21 protein-coding genes are annotated in these 19,811 nt (G+C 72.3%); 17 read left to right on the forward strand and 4 right to left on the reverse strand.

The features are described 5' to 3' along the window. The first annotated feature begins 7 nt into the window (after nucleotides 1-7). The 3 genes from ACFY9E_RS07755 (at nucleotide 8) to ACFY9E_RS07765 (ending at nucleotide 3,515) form a co-directional block, all read left to right on the forward strand. Nucleotides 8-592 (forward strand): hypothetical protein, encoded by a 585-nt coding sequence (locus ACFY9E_RS07755; RefSeq protein ID WP_390980434.1) that lies wholly within the window; start codon nucleotides 8-10, stop codon nucleotides 590-592. A gap of 40 nt (nucleotides 593-632) precedes the next feature. Continuing rightward, complete coding sequence (locus ACFY9E_RS07760; protein ID WP_390980436.1) at nucleotides 633-2,255, forward strand: alpha/beta fold hydrolase; 1,623 nt, start codon at nucleotides 633-635, stop codon at nucleotides 2,253-2,255. 75 nt (nucleotides 2,256-2,330) lie between these two features. Next, on the forward strand, nucleotides 2,331-3,515 hold the full coding sequence (locus ACFY9E_RS07765; protein ID WP_390980437.1) for a DNA glycosylase AlkZ-like family protein: 1,185 nt from the start codon (nucleotides 2,331-2,333) through the stop codon (nucleotides 3,513-3,515). Between the two features lie 57 nt (nucleotides 3,516-3,572). Here the strand turns inward: ACFY9E_RS07765 and ACFY9E_RS07770 are convergent, their stop codons facing one another. Then, on the reverse strand, nucleotides 3,573-4,229 hold the full coding sequence (locus ACFY9E_RS07770) for a TetR/AcrR family transcriptional regulator C-terminal ligand-binding domain-containing protein (RefSeq protein ID WP_390980439.1): 657 nt from the start codon (nucleotides 4,227-4,229) through the stop codon (nucleotides 3,573-3,575). 103 nt (nucleotides 4,230-4,332) lie between these two features. Between ACFY9E_RS07770 and ACFY9E_RS07775 the strand changes: the two genes are divergently transcribed. Continuing rightward, the gene (locus ACFY9E_RS07775; protein ID WP_390980441.1) at nucleotides 4,333-5,388 is read left to right on the forward strand and encodes an aldo/keto reductase; all 1,056 of its coding nucleotides are present in this window, start codon (nucleotides 4,333-4,335) and stop codon (nucleotides 5,386-5,388) included. A gap of 58 nt (nucleotides 5,389-5,446) precedes the next feature. Here ACFY9E_RS07775 and ACFY9E_RS07780 read toward each other — a convergent pair whose 3' ends face one another. Then, a complete protein-coding gene (locus ACFY9E_RS07780; RefSeq protein ID WP_390980443.1) occupies nucleotides 5,447-5,761 on the reverse strand; it encodes a hypothetical protein in 315 nt (104 codons plus the stop codon). Nucleotides 5,762-5,989: 228 nt separating this feature from the next. Between ACFY9E_RS07780 and ACFY9E_RS07785 the strand changes: the two genes are divergently transcribed. The 10 genes from ACFY9E_RS07785 (at nucleotide 5,990) to ACFY9E_RS07830 (ending at nucleotide 15,462) form a co-directional block, all read left to right on the forward strand. Next, nucleotides 5,990-6,349: an ArsC/Spx/MgsR family protein gene (locus tag ACFY9E_RS07785; protein ID WP_390980444.1), complete on the forward strand. Its 360-nt coding sequence runs from the start codon at nucleotides 5,990-5,992 to the stop codon at nucleotides 6,347-6,349. A 119-nt stretch (nucleotides 6,350-6,468) separates the two neighbouring features. Next, on the forward strand, nucleotides 6,469-7,152 hold the full coding sequence (locus ACFY9E_RS07790) for a hypothetical protein (protein WP_390980446.1): 684 nt from the start codon (nucleotides 6,469-6,471) through the stop codon (nucleotides 7,150-7,152). Nucleotides 7,153-7,508: 356 nt separating this feature from the next. Beyond that, on the forward strand, nucleotides 7,509-8,540 hold the full coding sequence (gene glnII / locus ACFY9E_RS07795) for a glutamine synthetase (protein WP_390980448.1): 1,032 nt from the start codon (nucleotides 7,509-7,511) through the stop codon (nucleotides 8,538-8,540). Nucleotides 8,541-8,629: 89 nt separating this feature from the next. Further along, the gene (locus ACFY9E_RS07800; protein WP_390980450.1) at nucleotides 8,630-9,565 is read left to right on the forward strand and encodes a DUF6891 domain-containing protein; all 936 of its coding nucleotides are present in this window, start codon (nucleotides 8,630-8,632) and stop codon (nucleotides 9,563-9,565) included. An 89-nt stretch (nucleotides 9,566-9,654) separates the two neighbouring features. Continuing rightward, the gene (locus ACFY9E_RS07805; protein WP_390980452.1) at nucleotides 9,655-9,777 is read left to right on the forward strand and encodes a hypothetical protein; all 123 of its coding nucleotides are present in this window, start codon (nucleotides 9,655-9,657) and stop codon (nucleotides 9,775-9,777) included. A 118-nt stretch (nucleotides 9,778-9,895) separates the two neighbouring features. Beyond that, nucleotides 9,896-10,486 carry a winged helix-turn-helix domain-containing protein gene (locus tag ACFY9E_RS07810; protein WP_390980453.1) on the forward strand — a complete coding sequence of 197 codons (591 nt, stop codon included), beginning with the start codon at nucleotides 9,896-9,898 and terminating at the stop codon, nucleotides 10,484-10,486. A gap of 84 nt (nucleotides 10,487-10,570) precedes the next feature. Next, nucleotides 10,571-11,581 carry an NAD-dependent epimerase/dehydratase family protein gene (locus ACFY9E_RS07815; RefSeq protein ID WP_390980455.1) on the forward strand — a complete coding sequence of 337 codons (1,011 nt, stop codon included), beginning with the start codon at nucleotides 10,571-10,573 and terminating at the stop codon, nucleotides 11,579-11,581. Between the two features lie 211 nt (nucleotides 11,582-11,792). Next, nucleotides 11,793-13,058 (forward strand): sensor domain-containing protein, encoded by a 1,266-nt coding sequence (locus ACFY9E_RS07820; RefSeq protein WP_390980457.1) that lies wholly within the window; start codon nucleotides 11,793-11,795, stop codon nucleotides 13,056-13,058. Continuing rightward, nucleotides 13,049-13,702: a LuxR C-terminal-related transcriptional regulator gene (locus tag ACFY9E_RS07825; protein WP_390980459.1), complete on the forward strand. Its 654-nt coding sequence runs from the start codon at nucleotides 13,049-13,051 to the stop codon at nucleotides 13,700-13,702. The genes ACFY9E_RS07820 and ACFY9E_RS07825 overlap by 10 nt, the downstream gene beginning before the upstream one ends. A 203-nt stretch (nucleotides 13,703-13,905) precedes the next feature. Then, the gene (locus tag ACFY9E_RS07830; protein ID WP_390980461.1) at nucleotides 13,906-15,462 is read left to right on the forward strand and encodes a DUF1996 domain-containing protein; all 1,557 of its coding nucleotides are present in this window, start codon (nucleotides 13,906-13,908) and stop codon (nucleotides 15,460-15,462) included. A gap of 77 nt (nucleotides 15,463-15,539) precedes the next feature. Here the strand turns inward: ACFY9E_RS07830 and ACFY9E_RS07835 are convergent, their stop codons facing one another. Further along, nucleotides 15,540-15,992: a hypothetical protein gene (locus ACFY9E_RS07835; protein WP_390980463.1), complete on the reverse strand. Its 453-nt coding sequence runs from the start codon at nucleotides 15,990-15,992 to the stop codon at nucleotides 15,540-15,542. 164 nt (nucleotides 15,993-16,156) lie between these two features. Between ACFY9E_RS07835 and ACFY9E_RS07840 the strand changes: the two genes are divergently transcribed. The 3 genes from ACFY9E_RS07840 (at nucleotide 16,157) to ACFY9E_RS07850 (ending at nucleotide 19,438) form a co-directional block, all read left to right on the forward strand. Beyond that, a complete protein-coding gene (locus ACFY9E_RS07840) occupies nucleotides 16,157-16,684 on the forward strand; it encodes a tetratricopeptide repeat protein (protein WP_390980465.1) in 528 nt (175 codons plus the stop codon). A gap of 48 nt (nucleotides 16,685-16,732) precedes the next feature. Beyond that, the gene (locus ACFY9E_RS07845; RefSeq protein WP_390980466.1) at nucleotides 16,733-18,655 is read left to right on the forward strand and encodes a hypothetical protein; all 1,923 of its coding nucleotides are present in this window, start codon (nucleotides 16,733-16,735) and stop codon (nucleotides 18,653-18,655) included. Between the two features lie 93 nt (nucleotides 18,656-18,748). Further along, the gene (locus tag ACFY9E_RS07850; protein ID WP_390980468.1) at nucleotides 18,749-19,438 is read left to right on the forward strand and encodes a TetR family transcriptional regulator; all 690 of its coding nucleotides are present in this window, start codon (nucleotides 18,749-18,751) and stop codon (nucleotides 19,436-19,438) included. A 6-nt stretch (nucleotides 19,439-19,444) separates the two neighbouring features. Here ACFY9E_RS07850 and ACFY9E_RS07855 read toward each other — a convergent pair whose 3' ends face one another. Continuing rightward, the gene (locus tag ACFY9E_RS07855; protein WP_390980470.1) at nucleotides 19,445-19,801 is read right to left on the reverse strand and encodes a 5-carboxymethyl-2-hydroxymuconate Delta-isomerase; all 357 of its coding nucleotides are present in this window, start codon (nucleotides 19,799-19,801) and stop codon (nucleotides 19,445-19,447) included. Nucleotides 19,802-19,811 lie beyond the last annotated feature (10 nt).

Genomic DNA, 19,811 nt, shown 5'->3' on the forward strand with positions numbered 1-19,811 from the left:
GCGGAGCATGGGGCTGCTGGACATCCTGCTCGGCCGGACGAAACCGGTCGTGGCGGATCTGGACCGGCTCTTCGCGCTGCCCTCGGCGGCCGTGACGCTGGAGGCCGCCGCGGGCTTCACACCGACCGGGCGGGGCGCGGTCTGCTTCGCCACGGTCGAGGGCGCGGCGTTCGAGCAGTCCCACCGCGAGGTGCAGGCCCTGCTGGACGCCGACACCGACCGTGACGGCCCGCCGGTGGAACTGCGGCAGGACGACTACGGCTACTCCTGGCTGGTCTCGCGCCGCGCCCCGGACCGGCTCCCTGCGCTGGTGAACGATCTGCACGCCGTGAACAGCCAGATGGAGGTCAACGGATTCAGCCCCCAGCTGCTGTGCTCCCTCGCCGGGTTCGAGGACCTCTCCGGCCGGCGGCTCGCGCTGGTCTACCTCTACAAGCGCGGCACGTTCTATCCGTTCGCGCCCCTGGCGGACGGGACGCGGCGGCGTGACAACGCACTCGAACTGCAGGTGCGGTCCGCGCTCGCCGGCGATCTGCGTATCGAGCAGGACCTGAGCCGCTGGTTCCCCGTCTGGGGAGCCCCGGGCCTGTGAACGCCCTTCGCGGGCCGTGGCCGCGTGAGTGAATGGCCGGATGAGTGAGCCGATCCCCTTCACCCACATCATCGGCGGCGAACGACTCAGCGGTCTGTCCACCGGCGCCGGTGGGCGGGCCCGGGCCACGGTCGTCCTGCTGCACGGCGCCGGCCGCGGCAGCAAGGAGCGGCTGGTGCCGCTGCTGACGGAGTTCGCCGCACACGGCTGCCATGCCCTCGCCTTCGACTTCTCGGGGCACGGGGAGAGCACCGGCTTGCTGCGGGAGCTGAGCCTGCGCCGCCGCTTCGAGCAGGCCGTTTCCGTCATCGACGCGCACGCGCGCGGGGACGGGCCGCTGGTCCTCGTCGGGTTCAGCATGAGCGGCCAGACGGTGGCCGATCTCGTCCGTCACTACGGGGACCGGGTGGCCGCCCTGGGGCTGTGCGCGCCGGCGGTGTACGCGGCCAAGGCGTGGGACGTGCCGTTCGGCGAGGGGGACGGGCGGTTCAGCGAGATCATCCGCACGCCCGGGAGCTGGCGTGCGGCGCCCGCGTTCGACGTTCTGCGGGCGTTCGAGGGACGGGCGGTGCTCGTGGTGCCGGGCACGGACGAGGTCATCCCGCCCGCCGTGACGGAGGCCTGCTCGGAGGCGCTGGCCCGGCGTGCGCAGTTCACCCACCTGGAACTCCCCGAGGCGGAGCACCGGTTGGGCCTGTGGTTCCGTGATCACCCCGACGACCGGCGGGAGTTCGTCACCGCCGTCCTGACCGGGCTCGGAGAGCAGGGCTGGACGGCGACCCGCGCGTGGGTGTCCAAGCAGCTCCCGGAGGGCCGTACTGTCGACAAGTCGGCCTTCTTGAGCGGGGGTTGGAGCGCCCAGTTGCGGCGGCTCACCCTCGACGACGGCACCGGGCTGGCGCTGCGGACCTTCGTGAAGCCCTTCTTCCGGCGGCACGCGCCCGGGCTGCTGGCCCGCGAGGCGGAGATCCTCGTGCTGCTCGCGGAGCAGCAGGGCGTACCGGCCGCCGAGCTGATCGGCGTGGACGCGGCCGGCGAGCACTGCGACCATCCGTCCCTGCTGATGTCCGTATTGCCGGGGCGGGTCCGGGTCGACGAGGAGGAACTCGACGCGCGGGTGGACCTGCTGGCGGCCCAGCTGGCCCAAATCCACCGGGTCGTCCCCCGGGAGCGTCCGCGGACCTACCAGGCGTGGACGTCGCCGGCTGCGGTCCCCCCGGGCTGGGAGCGGGCCGTGGACGTCATCCGCCGCGATCCCCCGCCGTACGACGGCTGCTTCCTGCACCGGGACTTCCACCCCGGGAACGTCCTGTTCACGGGCTCGGGGGCCGGTCTGCGGATCAGCGGTGTCGTCGACTGGGTGGAGACCTCCTGGGGACCCGCCGACCTCGATGTCGCCCACTGCTCAACAGCGCTGGCGCTGCTGCACGGGCCGGAGTACGGCCTCGGCTTCCGGGAGCGCTACGAGGCTCGGGGCGGCAGGCGCCTGGCCGACGGCGCCGAGCATCTGTACTGGCGGCTGCTCGACGCCCTGGCATACGTCCCCGACGCGGCGAAGCTGGCGGGCCCCTGGCGGGAGCTGGGCCGGATTGATCTGACACCGGAGGTGCTGGGCGGGCGGCTGGAGGCGTACGTGGCGGGGCTGCTGAAGCGGTACGCCTGAGGCGTGTGGAGGGGTGCTTGTCAGTGGCGTCCGCGATGATGCAGGGGGATCCGGGTGTGACGAGTGGAGGCCGTCATGGGTGCGCAGCGGTACATCGGCGTGGCGGAGCGGCGGGCCCGGCTCGCGCTGCGTCAGCGGCTGGCCGGGCGGGCGCGGGCCGGGACGCCCGAGGAGGTCGCCGGTTCCCTGGTCGCGCTGCACGGCACGGACCCGGCGACGGTGTATCTCGCGGTGGGGGCCCGGCTCGCGGACTCCGCCGGGACCGTCGAGGAGACCGGGCGGGCCTTGTACGAGGACCGTTCCCTGGTGCGGATGCACGGCATGCGGCACACGGTGTTCGTGTTCCCCACCGAGCTGGCCGCCGTCGTGCACGCCTCGACGGGTCTGGCGGTCGCCGCCCGCGAACGGGCGGCGCTGCTCGCGCACATGGCGGCGGCCGGGGCGCCGGACGCGGCCTGGCTGAAGGACGTGGAGGAGTCGACGCTGGCCGCGCTCGCCCGGCGCGGGCAGGCGACCGCCGGTGAACTCGCCGAGGACGAGCCGCGCCTGCGGGAGCAGTTCGTGTACGCGGCCGGGAAGAGCTACCAGGGGATGCACTCCGTCTCGACCCGGCTGCTGAAGGTGCTGGGTGTGGAGGGGAAGGTGGTGCGCGGCCGGCCGCTCGGCTCCTGGACGTCCAGCCGGTTCCGCTGGGCCGTGGCGCCCGAGCATCCCGAGCTGGACACGGCCGGGGCGCAGGCGGAGTTGCTGGGACGGTGGCTCGCCGCGTGCGGTCCGGCGACCGAGGCCGATCTGAAGTGGTGGACGGGGTGGCGCGTGACGGAGGTCCGCAGGGCTCTGGCCGCGATCGGGGCGGAGCCTGTGGCGCTGGACGAGGGCACCGGGTACGTGGCCGAAGGGGACGCGGACCCCGTACCCTCGCCCGGCGAGTCCTGGGCCGCGCTGCTGCCCGCTCTCGACCCCACCGCGATGGGCTGGCAGCAGCGCGACTGGTACCTCGCGCCCGAGCTGCGGCCCCGGTTGTTCGACCGCAGCGGCAACGTGGGGCCGACGGTGTGGTGGAACGGGCGGGTGGTCGGCGGCTGGGCGCAGCGCCCCGACGGGGAGATCACCTGGCGGATCCTCGACGAGGAGGGCATCGGCCGGGAGGCCCTCGCCGCGATCGAGTCGGAGGCGGAGCGGCTCGGCGGGTGGGTGGGGGCGACCAGGATCACGCCGCGTTTCCGCACACCGCTGGAGAGGGAGCTGGCGGCGGGCTGAGGGGCGGCACGTCCGGGTGCCGCTCGGCCGGCCGGCACCCGGGACGGGCGTCCCCCCTCACGCGCGCCGGGACGTGTCCGTCTCCCGTGGCCGGGATCGGCCCGCGTCCCGTACGTACACTCCCGCTCCCGCCGCTGTCGCCGCCGCCTCGGCGGCCCGGTCGGCCAGGGCCTCGTCGAGCCGGCCGCCGCTGATCAGCAGGTGGTAGTAGAGCGGGGCGGAGACCGCGCGGATCACCTCGTGCGGGTCGGTGCCCTCGGGCGCCTCGCCCCGGTCGACGGCCTGCCGGACGCAGGGGGCCCACTCCCGGACGCGGATGTCGTAGAAGCGGTGCAGGGCCGCGGCCGTCTTCCCGTCCCCCGTGGCGGCGGCGATCAGGGCCTTGAACAGCGGCCCCTGCCGAGGGTCCGTCAACGTCCGCTGCACGAGCCGGGCGTTGGCCGTCAGATCGCCGAGCAGTGACCCGGTCTCGGTGCGCGGCGCGGACTGCTCGGCCATGTCCTCCAAGAGGTCCGCCACCAGAGAAGTCACGGTTCCCCAGCGGCGGTAGACGGTCGTCTTCCCCACCCCGGCGCGGCGCGCGACGTCGGCCAGGTCGAGGCCGGTGAGGCCCTGCTCGGTCAGGGCGTCCTCGGCCGCCCGCAGCACCGCCTCCCGCACCCGCGCCGTGCGCCCACCGGGCCGGATCGTCCCCGGCTCCCCTCCGTCATCCATAACGGTACTCCCGTTCCGTTAGCAGCTCCACTCTGCTACCTTAGTGACCACTAACGGAACCGTAGACCCGTTAAAGCGGAGTCGCTCCTGAAAGGGGCCCGGAATGGAATACAGGCGATTGGGCGCGTCCGGACTCATGGTCCCCGCGCTGAGCTTCGGAGCCGGCACCTTCGGCGGGCGGGGTCCGCTCTTCGGCGCGTGGGGCACGACCGACGCCCGGGAGGCGCGCCGCCTGGTGGACATCTGCCTGGACGCGGGGATCACGATGTTCGACACCGCCGACGTCTACTCCGCCGGCGCGTCCGAGGAGGTGCTCGGGGAAGCGATCAAGGGCCGCCGGGACCAGGTGATCGTCTCCACCAAGACGAGCCTGCCCATGGGCGACGGGCCGGGCGACGCGGGGTCTTCCCGCTCCCGGCTGATCCGCGCCTGCGAGGACGCCCTGCGCAGGCTCGGCACGGACCATCTCGACCTCTTCCAGCTGCACGCCTTCGACGCCGGGACGCCGGTCGAGGAGGTGCTGGCCGCGCTCGACTCACTGGTCCGGGCGGGCAAGGTGCGCTACACCGGCGTCTCCAACTTCTCCGGCTGGCAGGTGATGAAGTCCCTCGCCGCCGCGGAGCGGCACGGCCACCCGCGTTATGTGGCCCACCAGGTGTACTACTCCCTGATCGGCCGCGACTACGAGTGGGAGCTGATGCCGCTCGCCCTCGACCAGGGCCTCGGCGCGATCGTCTGGAGCCCGCTCGGCTGGGGGCGTCTGACCGGCAAGGTCCGCCGCGGCACACCGCTCCCACCCGGCAGCCGGCTGCACCGCACCGCCGGCCACGGCCCGCCCGTCTCCGACGAGCACCTCTACGACGTCGTCGACGCACTGGACGAGATCGCGCGGGAGACGGGCAAGGCGGTGCCCCAGATCGCACTGAACTGGCTGCTCCAGCGGCCGACCGTGTCCTCGGTCCTCATCGGCGCCCGGGACGAGCGGCAGCTGCGCCAGAACCTCGGCGCCGTCGGCTGGAGCCTCACCCCCGAGCAGGTGGCGAAGCTCGACGCGGTGAGCCACCGCCCGGCGCCCTACCCCTACTTCCCCTACGAGCGGCAGGAGGGCTTCGCCCGCCTGAACCCGCCGGTGTTCGCGGCACCCGGCCGGGCCGCGTGAGCGAGCGCCGGGCACCCCGCCGTCCGGGGCACCCGGCGCTCGGACCGGAGCGGACGGGTCAGCGGGAGTAGCGCATGAACGCCCGCACCATGTGGCACGTCGTGGCCGACGGCGGGTGGACGCCGATCAGTTCCGCCGTGTCGCGGATCGTCTCGTCACGGGCCTGGTTCGGCATGTAGACGCCCGAGTCGAGCAGGGCGATGGCCAGGCGCATCGCCTTGAGGCGGCGGTTGTGCGACACGTACCACTCGCGGGGCCGGCCCGGCGGCAGCGGCCGCTTCTCCACGGGCACGTAGGGCAGGTCGAGCAGGACGGGACGCTTCGCGGTGGACTGGGCGGGCAACGGCTTCGACTTCAGGGCGGCAGCGGGCACAGGCATCCTCCTGTCGCGGTCGGGCGGCTCACCGAAGATGTCGGCATCCCCGGCGCCACCCTCGAACACTGCTTACAGTTTACCGCCCGGCACTGACAACAGGCAGTCCGCAGGGCCCGCCAAAAGCCCAGGTGAGCACAGGAATTGGCAGCGCGTCACGGCAGCTCCACGAGGGACGGGAGGGGCGCCAGAAAATCGAACAAGACAGTCGGCGCGTACCGTGTGCTCATGGAGATCTGGATCAATCCCGCGTGTTCGAAGTGCCGCAGCGCCCTGACGCTGCTCGACGCCGAGGGCGCCGACTACACCGTCCGCCGCTACCTGGAGGACGTGCCGAGCGAGGAGGAGATCCGCGGCGTGCTGGAGCGCCTCGGGCTCGAACCCTGGGACATCACCCGCACCCAGGAGGCGGACGCCAAGGAGCTCGGGCTCAAGGAGTGGCCGCGGGACGCCGGTTCGCGCGGACGCTGGATCACGGCGCTCGCCGAGCACCCGAAGCTGATCCAGCGCCCGATCATCACCGCGGACGACGGCACGGCGGTGGTCGGCCGGAGCGACGAGGCCGTGCGGGACGCCCTGTCGCGCTGACCAGTCGCCAGACCCCGTGTGGCACAGGTCACTTGAGTGACTCCTGTAACCGCTGAGTCACCCCGTTCGGTATCTCGTACATAGCGGCGTACGCTCCCCTACCTCTTCAGGAGGCGCGCATGTCGCGCAGGAGAACTCTCGGCACGAAGAAGAAGATCGCGCTGCTGGTGAGCGCGGCGACGGTGGCGGGAGGCGGGGCCTTCGTCATGGCGAGCACGTCGAACGCCGCGCCGACCCCCAAGTCGGCGTCGGAGTCGACGGTCTGCCTGGGCCTCGCCACCGCCCTCGGCAACAACCAGAAGTTCATCGCGGACCAGCGGGCCAGGCCCGACGCGCAGTCCGAGGCGCGGATCGCCAACCGCGAGGCGGTCGTCGCGGAGATCAAGCGGAAGCAGGAGGCGTCCGGGTGCGCCGTCGGGGAATCGGCTCAGGACTCCCAGACCGCACAGCCGTCGCAGCCCGCGAAGCCGGCACAGCCTCCCGCGGCGTCGGCCCAGCCGTCGCAGCCCGCCGCGTCCGCGCCCGCGGGAAACCCCGGCGGCGGCGCGGCCTCCGGGCAGCAGGTGTGCAACGGCTCGACCGTCACGCTCTCCGGCGAGGGCGGCGCGCCTGCCGCGTCCAGCAACCAGTTCCCGGCCGGCACGAAGCTGAAGGTCACCAACCTGGACAACAACAAGTCCACGACGGTGGAGGTCACTTCGGTCTCCGGCAGCTGTGCGCTGCTCAACAACGCGGCCTTCGAACAGGTCCGTGAGCCCGGCAAGTTCCTGATCCGCCGGGCCCTGATCGAGAAGGTGGGGTGAGGCCGTACGACCGACTGAACGGATGAGGCGTGCGGCCACCCCCTCGGCCGCCCTCCTCGTACGTGTCACCGGTCCTGCCGCCCCCGGCCAGGGGCGGCGGGACCGGCGCGTCCGGGCCGTGCGGCGCCGGTCACCGGCCCGACGGAGGGGAGCCGGTGACCGGCGCCGCCCCGGCACCACGCCCTCCCGGCGTGAGGTGCGGCACAGCGACACCAGGTAACACGGGGTTCACATCCGAGCAATGGCCGGGAAATCGCCTGTTGCCAGGCTGCCGGGCAGCAGACGCGGCGCATCGGTGCCGCAGCGCCGCAGCACCCGCGATACGCGCCCAGACACACCCCCGAAGGATGTGGCCCGTGACCTTCAAGGCTGAGTACATCTGGATCGACGGCACCGAGCCGACGGCCAAACTGCGTTCCAAGACCAAGATCATCGCGGGTTCCCCCGCCGGTCTCGACGCGCTGCCGATCTGGGGCTTCGACGGGTCCTCCACCAACCAGGCCGAGGGCCACTCCTCGGACTGTGTGCTCAAGCCGGTCTTCACCTGCCCGGACCCGATCCGCGGCGGCGACGACATCCTGGTGCTGTGCGAGGTCCTGAACATCGACCTCACCCCGCACGCCAGCAACACCCGTGCGGCGCTGACCGAGGTGGCGGAGAAGTTCGCGGCGCAGGAGCCGATCTTCGGCATCGAGCAGGAGTACACCTTCTTCCAGGACGGCTACCCGCTCGGCTTCCCCAAGGGCGGCTTCCCGGCCCCCCAGGGCGGCTACTACTGCGGTGTCGGCGCGGACGAGATCTTCGGCCGTGACGTCGTCGAGGCCCACCTCGACAACTGCCTGAAGGCGGGCCTCGATCTGTCCGGCATCAACGCCGAGGTGATGCCCGGCCAGTGGGAGTTCCAGGTCGGCCCGCTGTCCCCGCTGGAGGTCTCCGACCAGCTGTGGGTGGCCCGCTGGCTGCTCTACCGCACCGCCGAGGACTTCGACGTCGCCGCCACCCTCGACCCCAAGCCGGTCAAGGGCGACTGGAACGGCGCCGGCGCGCACACCAACTTCTCCACCAAGGCGATGCGCGAGGGCTACGACGCGATCATCACCGCGTGCGAGTCGCTCGGCGAGGGCTCCAAGCCCCTCGACCACGTCAAGAACTACGGCGCCGGCATCGACGACCGCCTGACCGGTCTGCACGAGACCGCCCCGTGGAACGAGTACTCCTACGGTGTCTCCAACCGCGGCGCCTCGGTCCGCATCCCGTGGCAGGTCGAGAAGGACGGCAAGGGCTACATCGAGGACCGCCGCCCGAACGCCAACGTCGACCCGTACGTGGTGACCCGTCTGATCGTCGACACCTGCTGCTCGGCGCTGGAGAAGGCCGGCCAGGTCTGACCGGCGCGCTCCACGGCTCCCGAGGGGGCGCCCACCGTTCGCGGTGGGCGCCCCCTCGCGTTGTCAGTGGGGCGTGCCACAGTGAGGGCATGGAGATCGACGGGGGCCTCGCGGTCACGGTGCTGACGGAGAGCGGGCAGACGTACGCGCGGATCTGCGCACGGGAGTTGCGGGAGCTGGTGGAGCGGATCGGCGGTGCCGACGACCGCTTCCTCGTGGTCCAGCGGATACCGGACCGGCCGGGGGTCTTCATCCAGACCGCGCGCCACGAGGACGGTTCGTACGACCTCGAGCACCGCACCGGGTCCGTCCCCCACCTGTGGGTGACCCGGGTGACCGACCCCGCCCTCGTCGCCGGGGTGATGGCGCGCTGGGCGCGGCAGGAGGACGGCTGGGACGCCGGAGTCACCTGGGAGCGCGAGGAGTTCGGCCTGCCCGAGGAACCTCCCGCGCCCGCGCCCGAGGTCGCCGCGCGGGCCGAGCGGTACGTCCGAGACATGCTCCGGGACGGCTACCTGGGCATCGAGGAGATGATCCGCGAGACGGTGTACCTGATGACGGGCCCGCAGGACGCGTCCCCCCTGTCTCCCGCGCAGGCCCGCGTGGTGGTCGAGCGACTGTGGCTGGAGCAGGTCGACGAGCAGGAGACGTGGACCGGGCCGACCGATCCGGACCGGCTGGAGCGGGCCTTCGCCGCCCTGGAGGACGCCGGCATCGTCGCGCGGGAGAACTTCACCTGCTGCCGCGGCTGCGGCATGTCGGAGATCGGCGCGGAGGCGGACGACGAGGCGACGGTGCGCGGCTTCGTCTTCTTCCACCGCCAGGGCACCCGCGCCGCGGCGGAGGGACACGGCCTGTCGCTGTACTACGGCGGGTTCGACGACTCCGAGAAGACCACCACGGCCGTCGGACACGAGGTCGTGGCGGCGCTGACCTCGTCCGGGCTGTCCACGCAGTGGGACGGCGACCCGGGCAAGGCCATCGACGTCACACCAGTGGACTGGCGCAAGCGCCTGGTGGGATGAGGTGCGGGCGGTCCGGCGGTCCGCCCCGCGGATGTCCAAGCAGTGAGAGGAGACTCCCGGCGGAGGATCTCCTCTGCTTCAATGGGCCCATGGCCAGCTACCAGAAGCACCTCGCGACGGGTCGCCATGACCTCGAGCCCTTCTGGCCGTCCCGCCAGGACCACGACTTCGACCGGGTGTGTTGCCGCGCGATGAACGCGCCGGCCCTCTAAAGCCGTACACCCCGGCCTTCGGCCAGCGCGAACCGCGTACGTCCCTCGGCGAACCCGACCACGAATCGCGGCCGTCGACCTCCCCGACGAACTCCTCGCGCGAAAGAGCTGACCTCTCATGGCGACCACTCGTTCCCTGTCCACCGCCGCACCCCTCACCTCCTCCGTGGCCCCGGGCCCTCGGCACCGGCTGCGTGCCGTCGACCGGGACGAGGTGGTGACCGTCGCGGATCTGCTGCCGCCGGGTGCCACCTGGCTGCCGGCGCCGCAGCACACCCTGCCCGTGCTGCCGGGGCAGCCGCCGATGATCGGCTACCTGGTGCTCGTCCCGGCCGACCAGCAGCCGCCGTTCCCGGTGGCGGTGCCCGATCTGCCGCAGGCCACCGGACCGGAGCCCGGGGCCGAGCCGGGCGGCGAGCCGCTGATCCGCGTCGACACGGTGCAGCGCACCGCCCAGGTGGCCGGGCGGCCGCTCGACCTCACGTACCTGGAATTCGAGCTGCTGGCCCATCTGGTGGCGCACCCCGGCCGGGTGCACACCCGCGACCAGCTGGTCGGCACGGTGTGGGGCTACGGGCACGTGGGTGACGGCCGTACGGTCGACGTCCATGTGGCCCGTCTGCGCCGCAAACTGGGCGCCGAGCACCGCGACACGATCCGCACCGTGCGCCGCGTGGGCTACAAGTACGTGCCGCCGACGGCCCACTGAGGCCCGGCCCCGCGCCCTCCCGTCGCGTCTGCTGACAGCAGATCCCCGTTCCATCCCCTCGCCCCACGGGGCAGAGTCACCGGCATGAGGCTTCTGATGCTGGGTGGTACGGAGTTCGTGGGGCGGGCCGTCGTGGAGGCGGCGCTGGGGCGTGGCTGGGAGGTGACCGTCTTCCACCGGGGGCGGCACGCAGCGCCGCCGGGCGTGCGGTCGCTGCTCGGCGACCGCACCGCGCCCGGCGGCCTGGCCGTCCTCGCCGACGACCCGGGCGAGTGGGACGTCGTCGTCGACACCTGGTCCGCGGCGCCCCGCGCGGTGCGGGACACGGCGCGGCTGCTGCGGGGCCGCGCCGGCCGGTACGTGTACGTGTCGAGCTGCTCGGTGTACGCGTGGGCGCCGCTCGCCGGATACGACGAGGACGCGCCCCTGGTGGAGGGCGCGTCGGCCGACGCGGAGCAGACCGCCTACCCGCAGGACAAGCGGGGCGGCGAGCTCGCCGTGCTGGACGCCTTCGGTGCGGACCGGTCGGTGCTCGTGCGGTCCGGGCTGATCCTCGGCCCGTACGAGAACATCGGCCGGCTGCCCTGGTGGCTGGGCCGGACGGCGCGCGGCGGCCCCGTACTGGCACCGGGCCCGCGCGACCTGCCCCTGCAGTACGTGGACGTACGCGACCTGGCCGGGTGGATCCTGCACGCGGCCGAACGGGAGCTGAGCGGGCCGTACAACCTGGTCAGTCCGCAGGGGCACGCCACCATGGGCACGCTGCTCGACACCTGCGCGCGGGTGACCGGCGGCACCGCCGAACTCCGCTGGACCGAGCCCGGGGTGATCCTGGAGGCGGGCATCGAGCCGTGGACCGAGCTGCCGGTGTGGGTACCGCCGGGCAGCGACCTGCACGACGCCCTGCACCGTGCGGGCGTCTCCCGGGCGGTCGGGGCCGGGCTGGTCTGCCGGCCCGTCGAGGAGACCGTGGCGGACACCTGGCGCTGGCTCCAGGACGCCGGGGGTGTGGCACCCCAGCGCCCGGACCGGCCTCGCTCGGGCCTCGACCCGGAGGTGGAGGCGAAGGTCCTCGCGGCCGGCACGGGAGCGTGAGCCGCCGCCCGCCGGGCCGGGATGGACGAGGGCCCTCGCGGCCGACACCGGCACTTAAGCGGCCGCCCACCGGCCCCGGATGGACGAGAGCCCTCGCGGCCGACACCGGAACATAGGCCGCCGCCCACCGGCCCGGGGTGTACCTGGCACCACCCCCGGCCAGGTGTCCCGGCCCCGTGACCGCGCACGCCCGCTCGGCGAGACTGACGCCATGACCACGGACACCGAGAACGGCGACGGGCGGACGACAGGGCGGGGCATCGGGCTGGCCGCGGTGCGGGGGCTCGCGCTGGCCCTCGTCTCGCTGCCGGGGGCGGTGCTGTGCTTCTGCCTGTCCCTGGTCTCGATCGCGCTCATCCCGATCGGGGTCGGGATCGTCACCACGCCGTACGTGCTGACGGGAGTGCGGGCGTTCGCGAACTCGCGGCGGGTGCTCGCGGCGGAGTGGGGCGGGGTGCGGATCCCTCCGGCGTACCGGCCGCTGCCCGAGGGCGCCACCCCCTGGGCGCGCACCTTCGGGATGCTGCGCGACCCGGCGACCTGGCGGGACCTGCGGTGGCTGCCGGTCGATATGACCGCCGGGTTCGTCACGGCGCTGCTGCCGGCGGTGTTGCTCTTCTATCCGCTGGAGGGGTTCGCGATCGCGGCCGGGCTGTGGCGGGTGTTGGACGGTGCAGACGGCTACTGGTACGGCTTCGTGCGGGTCCACGACCAGACGTCCGCGTTCGGCGCGGCGGCCCTGGGCCTGGTCCTGCTGTTCCTCGCGCACTTCCTCACCCCGCGCCTGCTGCACGTCCACTTCCGGCTCACCCGGGCCGTGCTCGGCAGCAACCAGGGGGAACTGGCCGAGCGCGTACGGGTATTGACCGAGACGCGGCGCGACGCCGTCGACTCCTCCGCCGCCGAACTGCGGCGCATCGAGCGGGACCTGCACGACGGGACCCAGGCCCGGCTGGTCGCCGTCGGCATGGACCTGGGCACCATCGAGGCGCTCCTCGACAAGGACCCTGCCCAGGCGAAGGAGCTGATCGCGCAGGTCCGCAAGTCCTCGGTGGAGGCCCTGACCGAGCTGCGCGAGCTGGTGCGGGGCATCCACCCGCCGGTGCTCGCCGAACGCGGCCTGGGCGATGCCGTGCGGGCTCTGGCGCTGCGGCTGCCGGTGCTCACCGAGGTGAGCGTGGATCTGCCCGGGCGGACCGAGGCTCCCGTGGAGTCGGCCGCGTACTTCGCCGTGAGCGAGGTGCTCACCAACGCCGTGAAGCACTCGGGCGCCGACCGGATCTGGGTCGACCTGCACCGGGCGGACGGCATGCTGCGGGCGATCGTCACGGACAACGGCAAGGGCGGTGCGGTGATCGGGGCCGGTTCGGGGCTGGCCGGGGTCGAGCGGCGACTGGGTACATTCGACGGCGTCCTGGCCGTCAGCAGCCCCGCGGGCGGCCCCACCATGGTCACCATGGAGATTCCTTGCGCGTAGTCCTGGCCGAAGACCTCTTCCTGCTGCGCGACGGACTCGTCCGGCTGCTGCAGGCGCACGGCTTCGAGATCGCGGCGGCCGTCGAGACCGGGCCCGAACTGGCCGCCGCGCTGGCCGAGCTGGAGCCGGACGTCGCCGTGGTCGACGTACGCCTGCCGCCCACGCACACCGACGAGGGCCTGCAGTGCGCGCTCGACGCCCGCCGGAAGCGGCCCGGGCTGCCGGTGCTGGTGCTCTCCCAGCACGTGGAGCAGTTGTACGCGCGTGAGCTGCTCGCCGACGGCAGCGGTGGGGTCGGCTATCTGCTGAAGGACCGGGTGTTCGACGCCGAGCAGTTCGTGGACGCCGTACGGCGGGTCGCCGCCGGCGGCACGGCGATGGACCCGCAGGTCATCCAGCAGCTGCTGAGCCGCCGTTCGGGCGACGACCGGCCGCTGGCGCGGCTGACGCCCCGGGAGCGGGAGGTGCTGGAGCTGATGGCGCAGGGCCGGTCCAACGCGGCGATCGCGGGGAAGCTGGTCGTCACGGAACGGGCGATCGCCAAGCACACCGCCAACATCTTCGCCAAACTGGGCCTGGAGGTCTCGGACGACGACAACCGCCGCGTGCTGGCGGTTCTCGCGTATCTCGACCACGGCCGGTGAAACCGGACCCGCCTCCTCACCCCCTGTGGGTGATCGGCAACTCCCGGTGCTCCAGGGGATGTTGAGAACACAGAGTCCTCACGAATCTCGCATCAATTTCCGGGACCCCTGAACACCCGTGGGACGGGCTCCGTATGGAAGGGAGCCGCTTCACTCCTGTCGGGCGCCTCGATGCCCCCGAAAAAGGAAGTCAGAGGAGTTCCATGGGACGCAACACAAGAAAACGCCGTACGCCGCTGGCCACCAAGGCCATTGCCGCATCGGCGGCCCTAGCGCTCGGTGGGGGCGGGCTGATCTGGGCAAACTTCTACGCCTCGGCGCACGAGGAGAACTCGGCGAACCAGACGAAGTCCGCGGGTGCGCAGATCGCCACGATCCAGTGCCCGGACGTAGGTCAGAAGCTGACCGATGTGCCGGACGGCGCTCGCCAGGGGGTGGACAAGGAGCTGGCCAACCTCGACAAGCAGATCAGCGAGGCCTACACCCGTCTCGCCTCCACGCGTCAGGCCCAGGCCGGTGACTCGGGCTTCGTCAACAACGCCATCCTCGGTCCGCTGAAGTCGAAGCGGGTCGCGGTCATCGACCGGATCGGCATCAACATCCGGCGGGTGGGCGGACAGGCCCCGGGCAACCTCGAGCAGCTCGCCGAGTGCAAGGGCATGGCGGCCGACGCCAACACCAACGACGGCCAGGCCGGGGGCGGTCAGAACAACGACGGCCAGAACAACGACGGCCAGAACGACGGCGGTCAGAACGACGGCGGTCAGGACCAGGGCCAGGACAACGGCGGCCAGGACAACGGACAGGGCCAGGGCGGCAACGGCGGGCAGGCCGACAACGGCCCGGTGGCGGACGACTTCATCAACATCGAGAACGTCCAGCCCAACTCCCGCAACCTGCCGAACGGCCTCGCCGCGAACGGCGACGGCGGCTCCACGGGCACCTTCACCACGAACTGCGGCACCAACGAGAACGAGAACCGCAACTCGGACAACGTGATCGTGGCGCCCGGCGTCTCCAACGGTGCCAAGCACCAGCACGACTACGTCGGCAACCAGAGCAACAACGCCTTCGCGAGCGACGAGGACCTGGCGAACGCCGACACGTCCTGCCAGAACCAGGGCGACAAGTCGTCGTACTTCTGGCCGGTCATCCGTATCCAGGACGGTACGCAGGACATCGACCAGGGTCAGCCCGGCGGTGGCCAGGACGGCAACGTCGGCAAGATCGTCGAGCCGGCCGAGGCCCAGCTGAAGTTCGTCGGCAACCGCACCAGCGATGTCGTCGCGATGCCGAAGGCCCTGCGCATCATCACCGGTGACGCCAAGTCCCTGACCAACGGCCTGAACAACGCCAACACCTCGTGGAGCTGCACCGGCTTCGAGGACCGGCAGGTGACGGACAAGTACCCGATCTGCCCCGAGGGCAGCTCCGTGGTGCGCACGTCCAACTTCCAGAGCTGCTGGGACGGCCAGAACATCGACAGCGCCAACCACCGCACCCACGTCGACTTCGTGGAGGCGGACGGCAGCTGCTCGAACGGCTTCAAGGCCATCCCCCAGCTCCAGGTCCGGCTGGTCTACGACATCCCGGCGCCGCAGATCAACAACGGGCAGCTGCAGGGCGCCTTCGCGGTGGACTCCTTCCCGGAGCAGCTGCACAAGCCGATCACCGACCACAACGACTTCATCAACTTCTTCGACGAGAACGTGATGAACGAGATGGTCCAGTGCATCAACAACGGCGAGGACTGCCAGTAGAAAACCTCTCCCGGTAACGCGGAAGGCCGGCGGTGGGAATTCCCACCGCCGGCCTTCCGCTGTTCCGGCCCGCGTGCTCAGCCGTGGTGGCCGCTGCCGCCGTCGTGACCGCTCTTGTTGTGGCTGCCGCCGGGGTTCATGTGCTCGGAGCCCTCCTCCATGGTCCCGCCGAGGGTGCCCTGCAACGCCGTGACCGTCTTCTGCTGGCCGACGGCTACCCACTTGCGGCCGACGAGGTAGTAGCCGCCGTAGTCCTTGGCACTGTTCAGCCACTCGCGCTGGCCCCGGTCGGTGGCGAAGGTGGCGAGGACGTACTTCTCCTTGCCCTTCTTGCACAGCGCCTGGCGGATGGTGTCCGCGTCGGTCTGCATGTTCGGCTTGCAGTCGGCCTCGGCCGCGATGTGCTCCAGGCTGCCGGTCACCGCCTCGGGAACGGCCGCCTCGTCCTTGTCGCCGGATCCGCCGCAGCCGGTCAGCGCCACTATCGCCACCGCGCCGCTCAGCGCGAGCATCGGTCGGGTCACCCTCATCTGTTCCTCCGGTCCTTGTCACGGCACGGTCCCTGTCACGGCACGTTCCGGACGCATGCCGCACGGAGCCCCGGCAAGAGGCTCTCGCCTTCGATACGGGTGCGGCGCCCGCCGTGCTCAATATGCCGCTGCCACGGTGTGCACTCCTGTGCGAGGGTGGTCCGGTGGATCAAGACTGGGAAGATCGTGTAGCCGCCCTGTGGGACCGTTTCGACGACTACGCCGAGACGGAGGAGGACGAGGCCCGCTTCCGCGCCGACGTCGACGCCTTGGTCGCCGAGCTGCCCGAGGGCAGTCCGCACGGCCCGTTCGAGCAGGCCTGCGCCTGGGACTCCACGGGTCACTCCGACCAGGCGGTCCCCCTGTACCGGGAGGCGCTGGAGCACGGCCTCGCCGACGCCAGCCCCTACAAGGCCCGCCGGACGAAGATCCAGCTGGCCAGCTCCCTGCGGAACATCGGCCGGGCCGAGGAGGGCGTCGCGCTGCTGACGCCCGAACTGGTCGCGCCGTCCGACGAGCTGGACGACGCCGTACGCGCCTGTCTGGCCCTGTGTCTGTCGAGCCTCGGCCGCGACCGGGAGGCCCTGGCGCTGGCCCTGGGCGCCCTGGCCCCGCATCTGCCGCGCTACCAGCGGTCCATGGCGAACTACGCCCGGCTGCTCGTGGAGCCGGGGGAGCACCCGGGGGCGTGACGCTCCGGGGCCAGGTGACCATCCAACGATTCGCTCGTTCTGCTGAACGTGCAGTCACAGGATGTCGCCCAGCGCCCCGCACCCCCCTCCCCCGCCGGCCCGGTCGTCGACGTCGAGCAGGCCGAGGCCGCGCTCGTCGAGCACTACCCGCGGCTCGTCCGGCTGGCCTATCTGGTGCTGCCACCCGGGCTGGGCCGCAGCCGCCGCGTCCTGACCGCGCACGCCCTCACCCAGCGGGCCCTCCCCCGCGCCCGTACCCCGGCCCCGGTGATCCCGGCCCAGTCCACCGGGCGGGACGGCGACCCGGGCTACGCCCTGATCCGTCTCCAGGTGCTGCGCACGGCACTGGAGGCGGGGGTGCCGCTGAAGGCGAAGGCGTGGCCCAAGAGGTCCCAGCTGCCGCCGCTGCTGCCGCACGTGTGGGGCCTGAAGCTGTTCCCGCGCTCCGGCGGCGCCGACGAACTCGCCCTGGACCAGCGGTTGTCCACTCTGTCGGGCCCGGCCCGGGCCGCGTACGCGCTGCGTGGTCTGGAGCGGCTCACGGACGACGGGGTGTGCGAGGTCCTCGCCGCCGCGGGCGTCGCCGATCCGCAGGGCGCGGTGCTGGAGGCCGACGGGATTCCCGCCGGGTACGGGCTGCTCGACTCCCCCGAGTTCGACCCCTGCTCGCTCCAGGCCCGGCCCACCGACCTGATGCGCCGCCGTCATCATCTGAAGGCAGCGCTGGCCGCCGGTGCCGCGCTGCTGGTGTGCGGCGCGCTGCTCGGTCTGCCCGGTGAGGGCTGGGGCCCCGAGGGCGCCGCGGCACCCCCGTACGCGCGCAACCCGGCCGCGCAGGCCGCCCTGGACCCGGCGAAGCTGACCCGGGTCCCGTCCGGCGTGTGGCGCAACTCGGCGCGCACCGACTTCTCCGTGTGGCCGGCCCGTGGCGACCGCACCGGCGACAAGGCCCTGCTGCGCCGCGCCCTGGCCGTGTGGGCCCGCCCCGGCGAGACGGTCCAGGTGTCGGTGACGCCCGGCACCCTCTCCGGCGGCCCGGCCGGACCACCCCAGCTGCTGTACGCGGGGACGGTCGACGCGGCGCGCGTGGTGATCCTCTACGACGGTCTGCGCATCACCCGCTACGCCGAGCCGAAGGAGGGCACGCAGGGCGCCGCCCTCGACTTCGCCCGGGTCGACGGGGCCGGCCGGGCCGAGGCGGGCGCGGTGGTGCTGGGCCGGTCCGACGGCAACGTCCGCTATCTGACGGCACCGTGGGTGAAGAAGGCAAGCGAGCGGGACCTGATGAAGCCGGGGTCCGGCGCGATGGACCTCACGCTCACCGACGGGGTGACCGCGCCGCTGGCCAGTCCGGCCCTGCGGTCCGGACCCTGCACCTCGTGGAACGTGCTGCAAGTGACCGACGGCTCCAGGACCCGGCTGCTGACCGACCTCGGTGAACTGGTCCCGGCGCGGCTCACCGTCGGACGGCCGGGCTCTCCCGGTGAGGTGTCCGGCACCGCGGCGCTGCACACCTGGCAGCCGTTCGCCTGCTCGCTGGGCACGGTGCGCTCGGCGGGGGTGCGCAGCGTCAACGCCTGGGCGTTCAACGAGCAGCCGCTGCCCGACGCGAGCGGTTCGGCGGCGTGGGTGTGCACCCGGGCCGAGACCTGGCGGGGCGGCGGGGCACGGGTGCTGGCGCAGTTCCACACGCCGGGCGGGGCGTACGGGGCGGTGGCGGCGAAGGCCGAGAACCTCCCGGCGTGCGGGGCCCGTGACCCGCATGTGCTGGCCGGGGTGCTGTGGAAGTCGAGGGGTGGCGACTGGTACCTGCTGGCCGCCGGCGGCCGCGAGACCGCGTCGATCCGGGCGACGGGCGGAGTGGACGGGACGGCGCGGAGCAGTCTGCTGACCGTGCCGGCCGAGCAGGGGGCGCAGGCTCAGCTCAAGGGGACCCTGAAGGACGGGCGTTCGCTCGGCGGGCTGCGCTGACGGGCGCTTCCGGCACCCGCCCGAGGGCCTCGGAAGGAGTCCCGCGATCGATCCGGCCCGTTCGAGGCTGGAATCGATCGGTAAGGTGTTCGTATGACTATCGGGGTTCGCCGCAGAATGGGAGTCGAGGAGCGTCGGCAGCAGTTGATCGGCGTCGCCCTCGAACTGTTCAGCCGCCGCTCGCCCGACGAGGTCTCCATCGACGAGATAGCGTCGGCCGCGGGCATTTCACGCCCATTGGTCTACCACTACTTTCCCGGCAAACTCAGCCTGTACGAGGCGGCGTTGCAGCGGGCCTCGGACGATCTGGCGGCCCGTTTCGTGGAGCCGCACGAGGGTCCGCTGGGGGCGCGGCTGCTGCGGGTGATGCGCCGCTACTTCGACTTCGTGGACGAGCACGGGCCCGGTTTCTCCGCCCTGATGCGCGGCGGCCCGGCGGTCGGTTCCTCGACGACCAACGCGCTCGTCGACTCCGTGCGGCAGGCCGCGTATGTCCAGATCCTTTCGCACCTGGGCGTGACCGATCCGCCCGCGCGCCTCGAACTGGTCGTGCGGTCCTGGATCTCGCTCGCCGAGTCGACGGCGCTGATCTGGCTGGACGGCCGGCGCATCCCGCGCGAGGAGCTGGAGCCCCAGCTCGTCAACGACTTCGCCGCCCTCGCCGCCGTCAGTGCCGCCTACGACGAGGAGATGGCCGCGCTGCTGCGCGACATCATGAAGGACGAGCCGGCCGACGGGCCGTTCGCGCACCTGGCCGGCCGGCTCATCGCACTGGCGAGCTGAACCGGCTCAGCTCTCGAACTTCGCGTACGACGGGTCCAGGTCACGGACCTCGGCGGAGGCGTGCAGCGCGAGCCCCTCGGGCTGCTTCAGGTACGTCCGCAGCAACTCAAGCGCGGCCTGGGTGAGCCGGGCCTTGGTCTCGTCGGTGCGTCCGGCGAGCAGTGCGATGTGGATGTGCACATGGGCGTGCCCCTCGGCTTCGGGGCCGACGACGATGTCCTCCGTCGGGCGGAACCGGCTCTTGCAGGCCGGCGGCTTGGCAGCCGCGATCTCGACCGTCGCCTCGTGCAGCGCCTGGGCGAATCCGCGCCGGTCGAAGCCGTCCGCGAGGTCGGCGGAATAGTCGACGGTGATCTGCGGCATCAGTACTCCT

Source organism: Streptomyces sp. NPDC012466, from assembly GCF_042955215.1.
GTDB lineage: Bacteria > Actinomycetota > Actinomycetes > Streptomycetales > Streptomycetaceae > Streptomyces.

Excerpts from the sequence above, each read along its gene's own strand:
- ACFY9E_RS07755 (WP_390980434.1), top strand. The coding sequence starts at position 8 with ATGGGGCTGCTGGACATCCTGCTCGGCCGGACGAAACCGGTCGTGGCG.
- ACFY9E_RS07760 (WP_390980436.1), top strand. The coding sequence starts at position 633 with ATGAGTGAGCCGATCCCCTTCACCCACATCATCGGCGGCGAACGACTC.
- ACFY9E_RS07765 (WP_390980437.1), top strand. The coding sequence starts at position 2,331 with ATGGGTGCGCAGCGGTACATCGGCGTGGCGGAGCGGCGGGCCCGGCTC.
- ACFY9E_RS07770 (WP_390980439.1), bottom strand. The coding sequence starts at position 4,229 with ATGGATGACGGAGGGGAGCCGGGGACGATCCGGCCCGGTGGGCGCACG.
- ACFY9E_RS07775 (WP_390980441.1), top strand. The coding sequence starts at position 4,333 with ATGGAATACAGGCGATTGGGCGCGTCCGGACTCATGGTCCCCGCGCTG.
- ACFY9E_RS07785 (WP_390980444.1), top strand. The coding sequence starts at position 5,990 with ATGGAGATCTGGATCAATCCCGCGTGTTCGAAGTGCCGCAGCGCCCTG.
- ACFY9E_RS07790 (WP_390980446.1), top strand. The coding sequence starts at position 6,469 with ATGTCGCGCAGGAGAACTCTCGGCACGAAGAAGAAGATCGCGCTGCTG.
- ACFY9E_RS07800 (WP_390980450.1), top strand. The coding sequence starts at position 8,630 with ATGGAGATCGACGGGGGCCTCGCGGTCACGGTGCTGACGGAGAGCGGG.
- ACFY9E_RS07805 (WP_390980452.1), top strand. The coding sequence starts at position 9,655 with ATGGCCAGCTACCAGAAGCACCTCGCGACGGGTCGCCATGACCTCGAG.
- ACFY9E_RS07810 (WP_390980453.1), top strand. The coding sequence starts at position 9,896 with ATGGCGACCACTCGTTCCCTGTCCACCGCCGCACCCCTCACCTCCTCC.
- ACFY9E_RS07815 (WP_390980455.1), top strand. The coding sequence starts at position 10,571 with ATGAGGCTTCTGATGCTGGGTGGTACGGAGTTCGTGGGGCGGGCCGTC.
- ACFY9E_RS07820 (WP_390980457.1), top strand. The coding sequence starts at position 11,793 with ATGACCACGGACACCGAGAACGGCGACGGGCGGACGACAGGGCGGGGC.
- ACFY9E_RS07830 (WP_390980461.1), top strand. The coding sequence starts at position 13,906 with ATGGGACGCAACACAAGAAAACGCCGTACGCCGCTGGCCACCAAGGCC.
- ACFY9E_RS07835 (WP_390980463.1), bottom strand. The coding sequence starts at position 15,992 with ATGAGGGTGACCCGACCGATGCTCGCGCTGAGCGGCGCGGTGGCGATA.
- ACFY9E_RS07850 (WP_390980468.1), top strand. The coding sequence starts at position 18,749 with ATGACTATCGGGGTTCGCCGCAGAATGGGAGTCGAGGAGCGTCGGCAG.
- ACFY9E_RS07855 (WP_390980470.1), bottom strand. The coding sequence starts at position 19,801 with ATGCCGCAGATCACCGTCGACTATTCCGCCGACCTCGCGGACGGCTTC.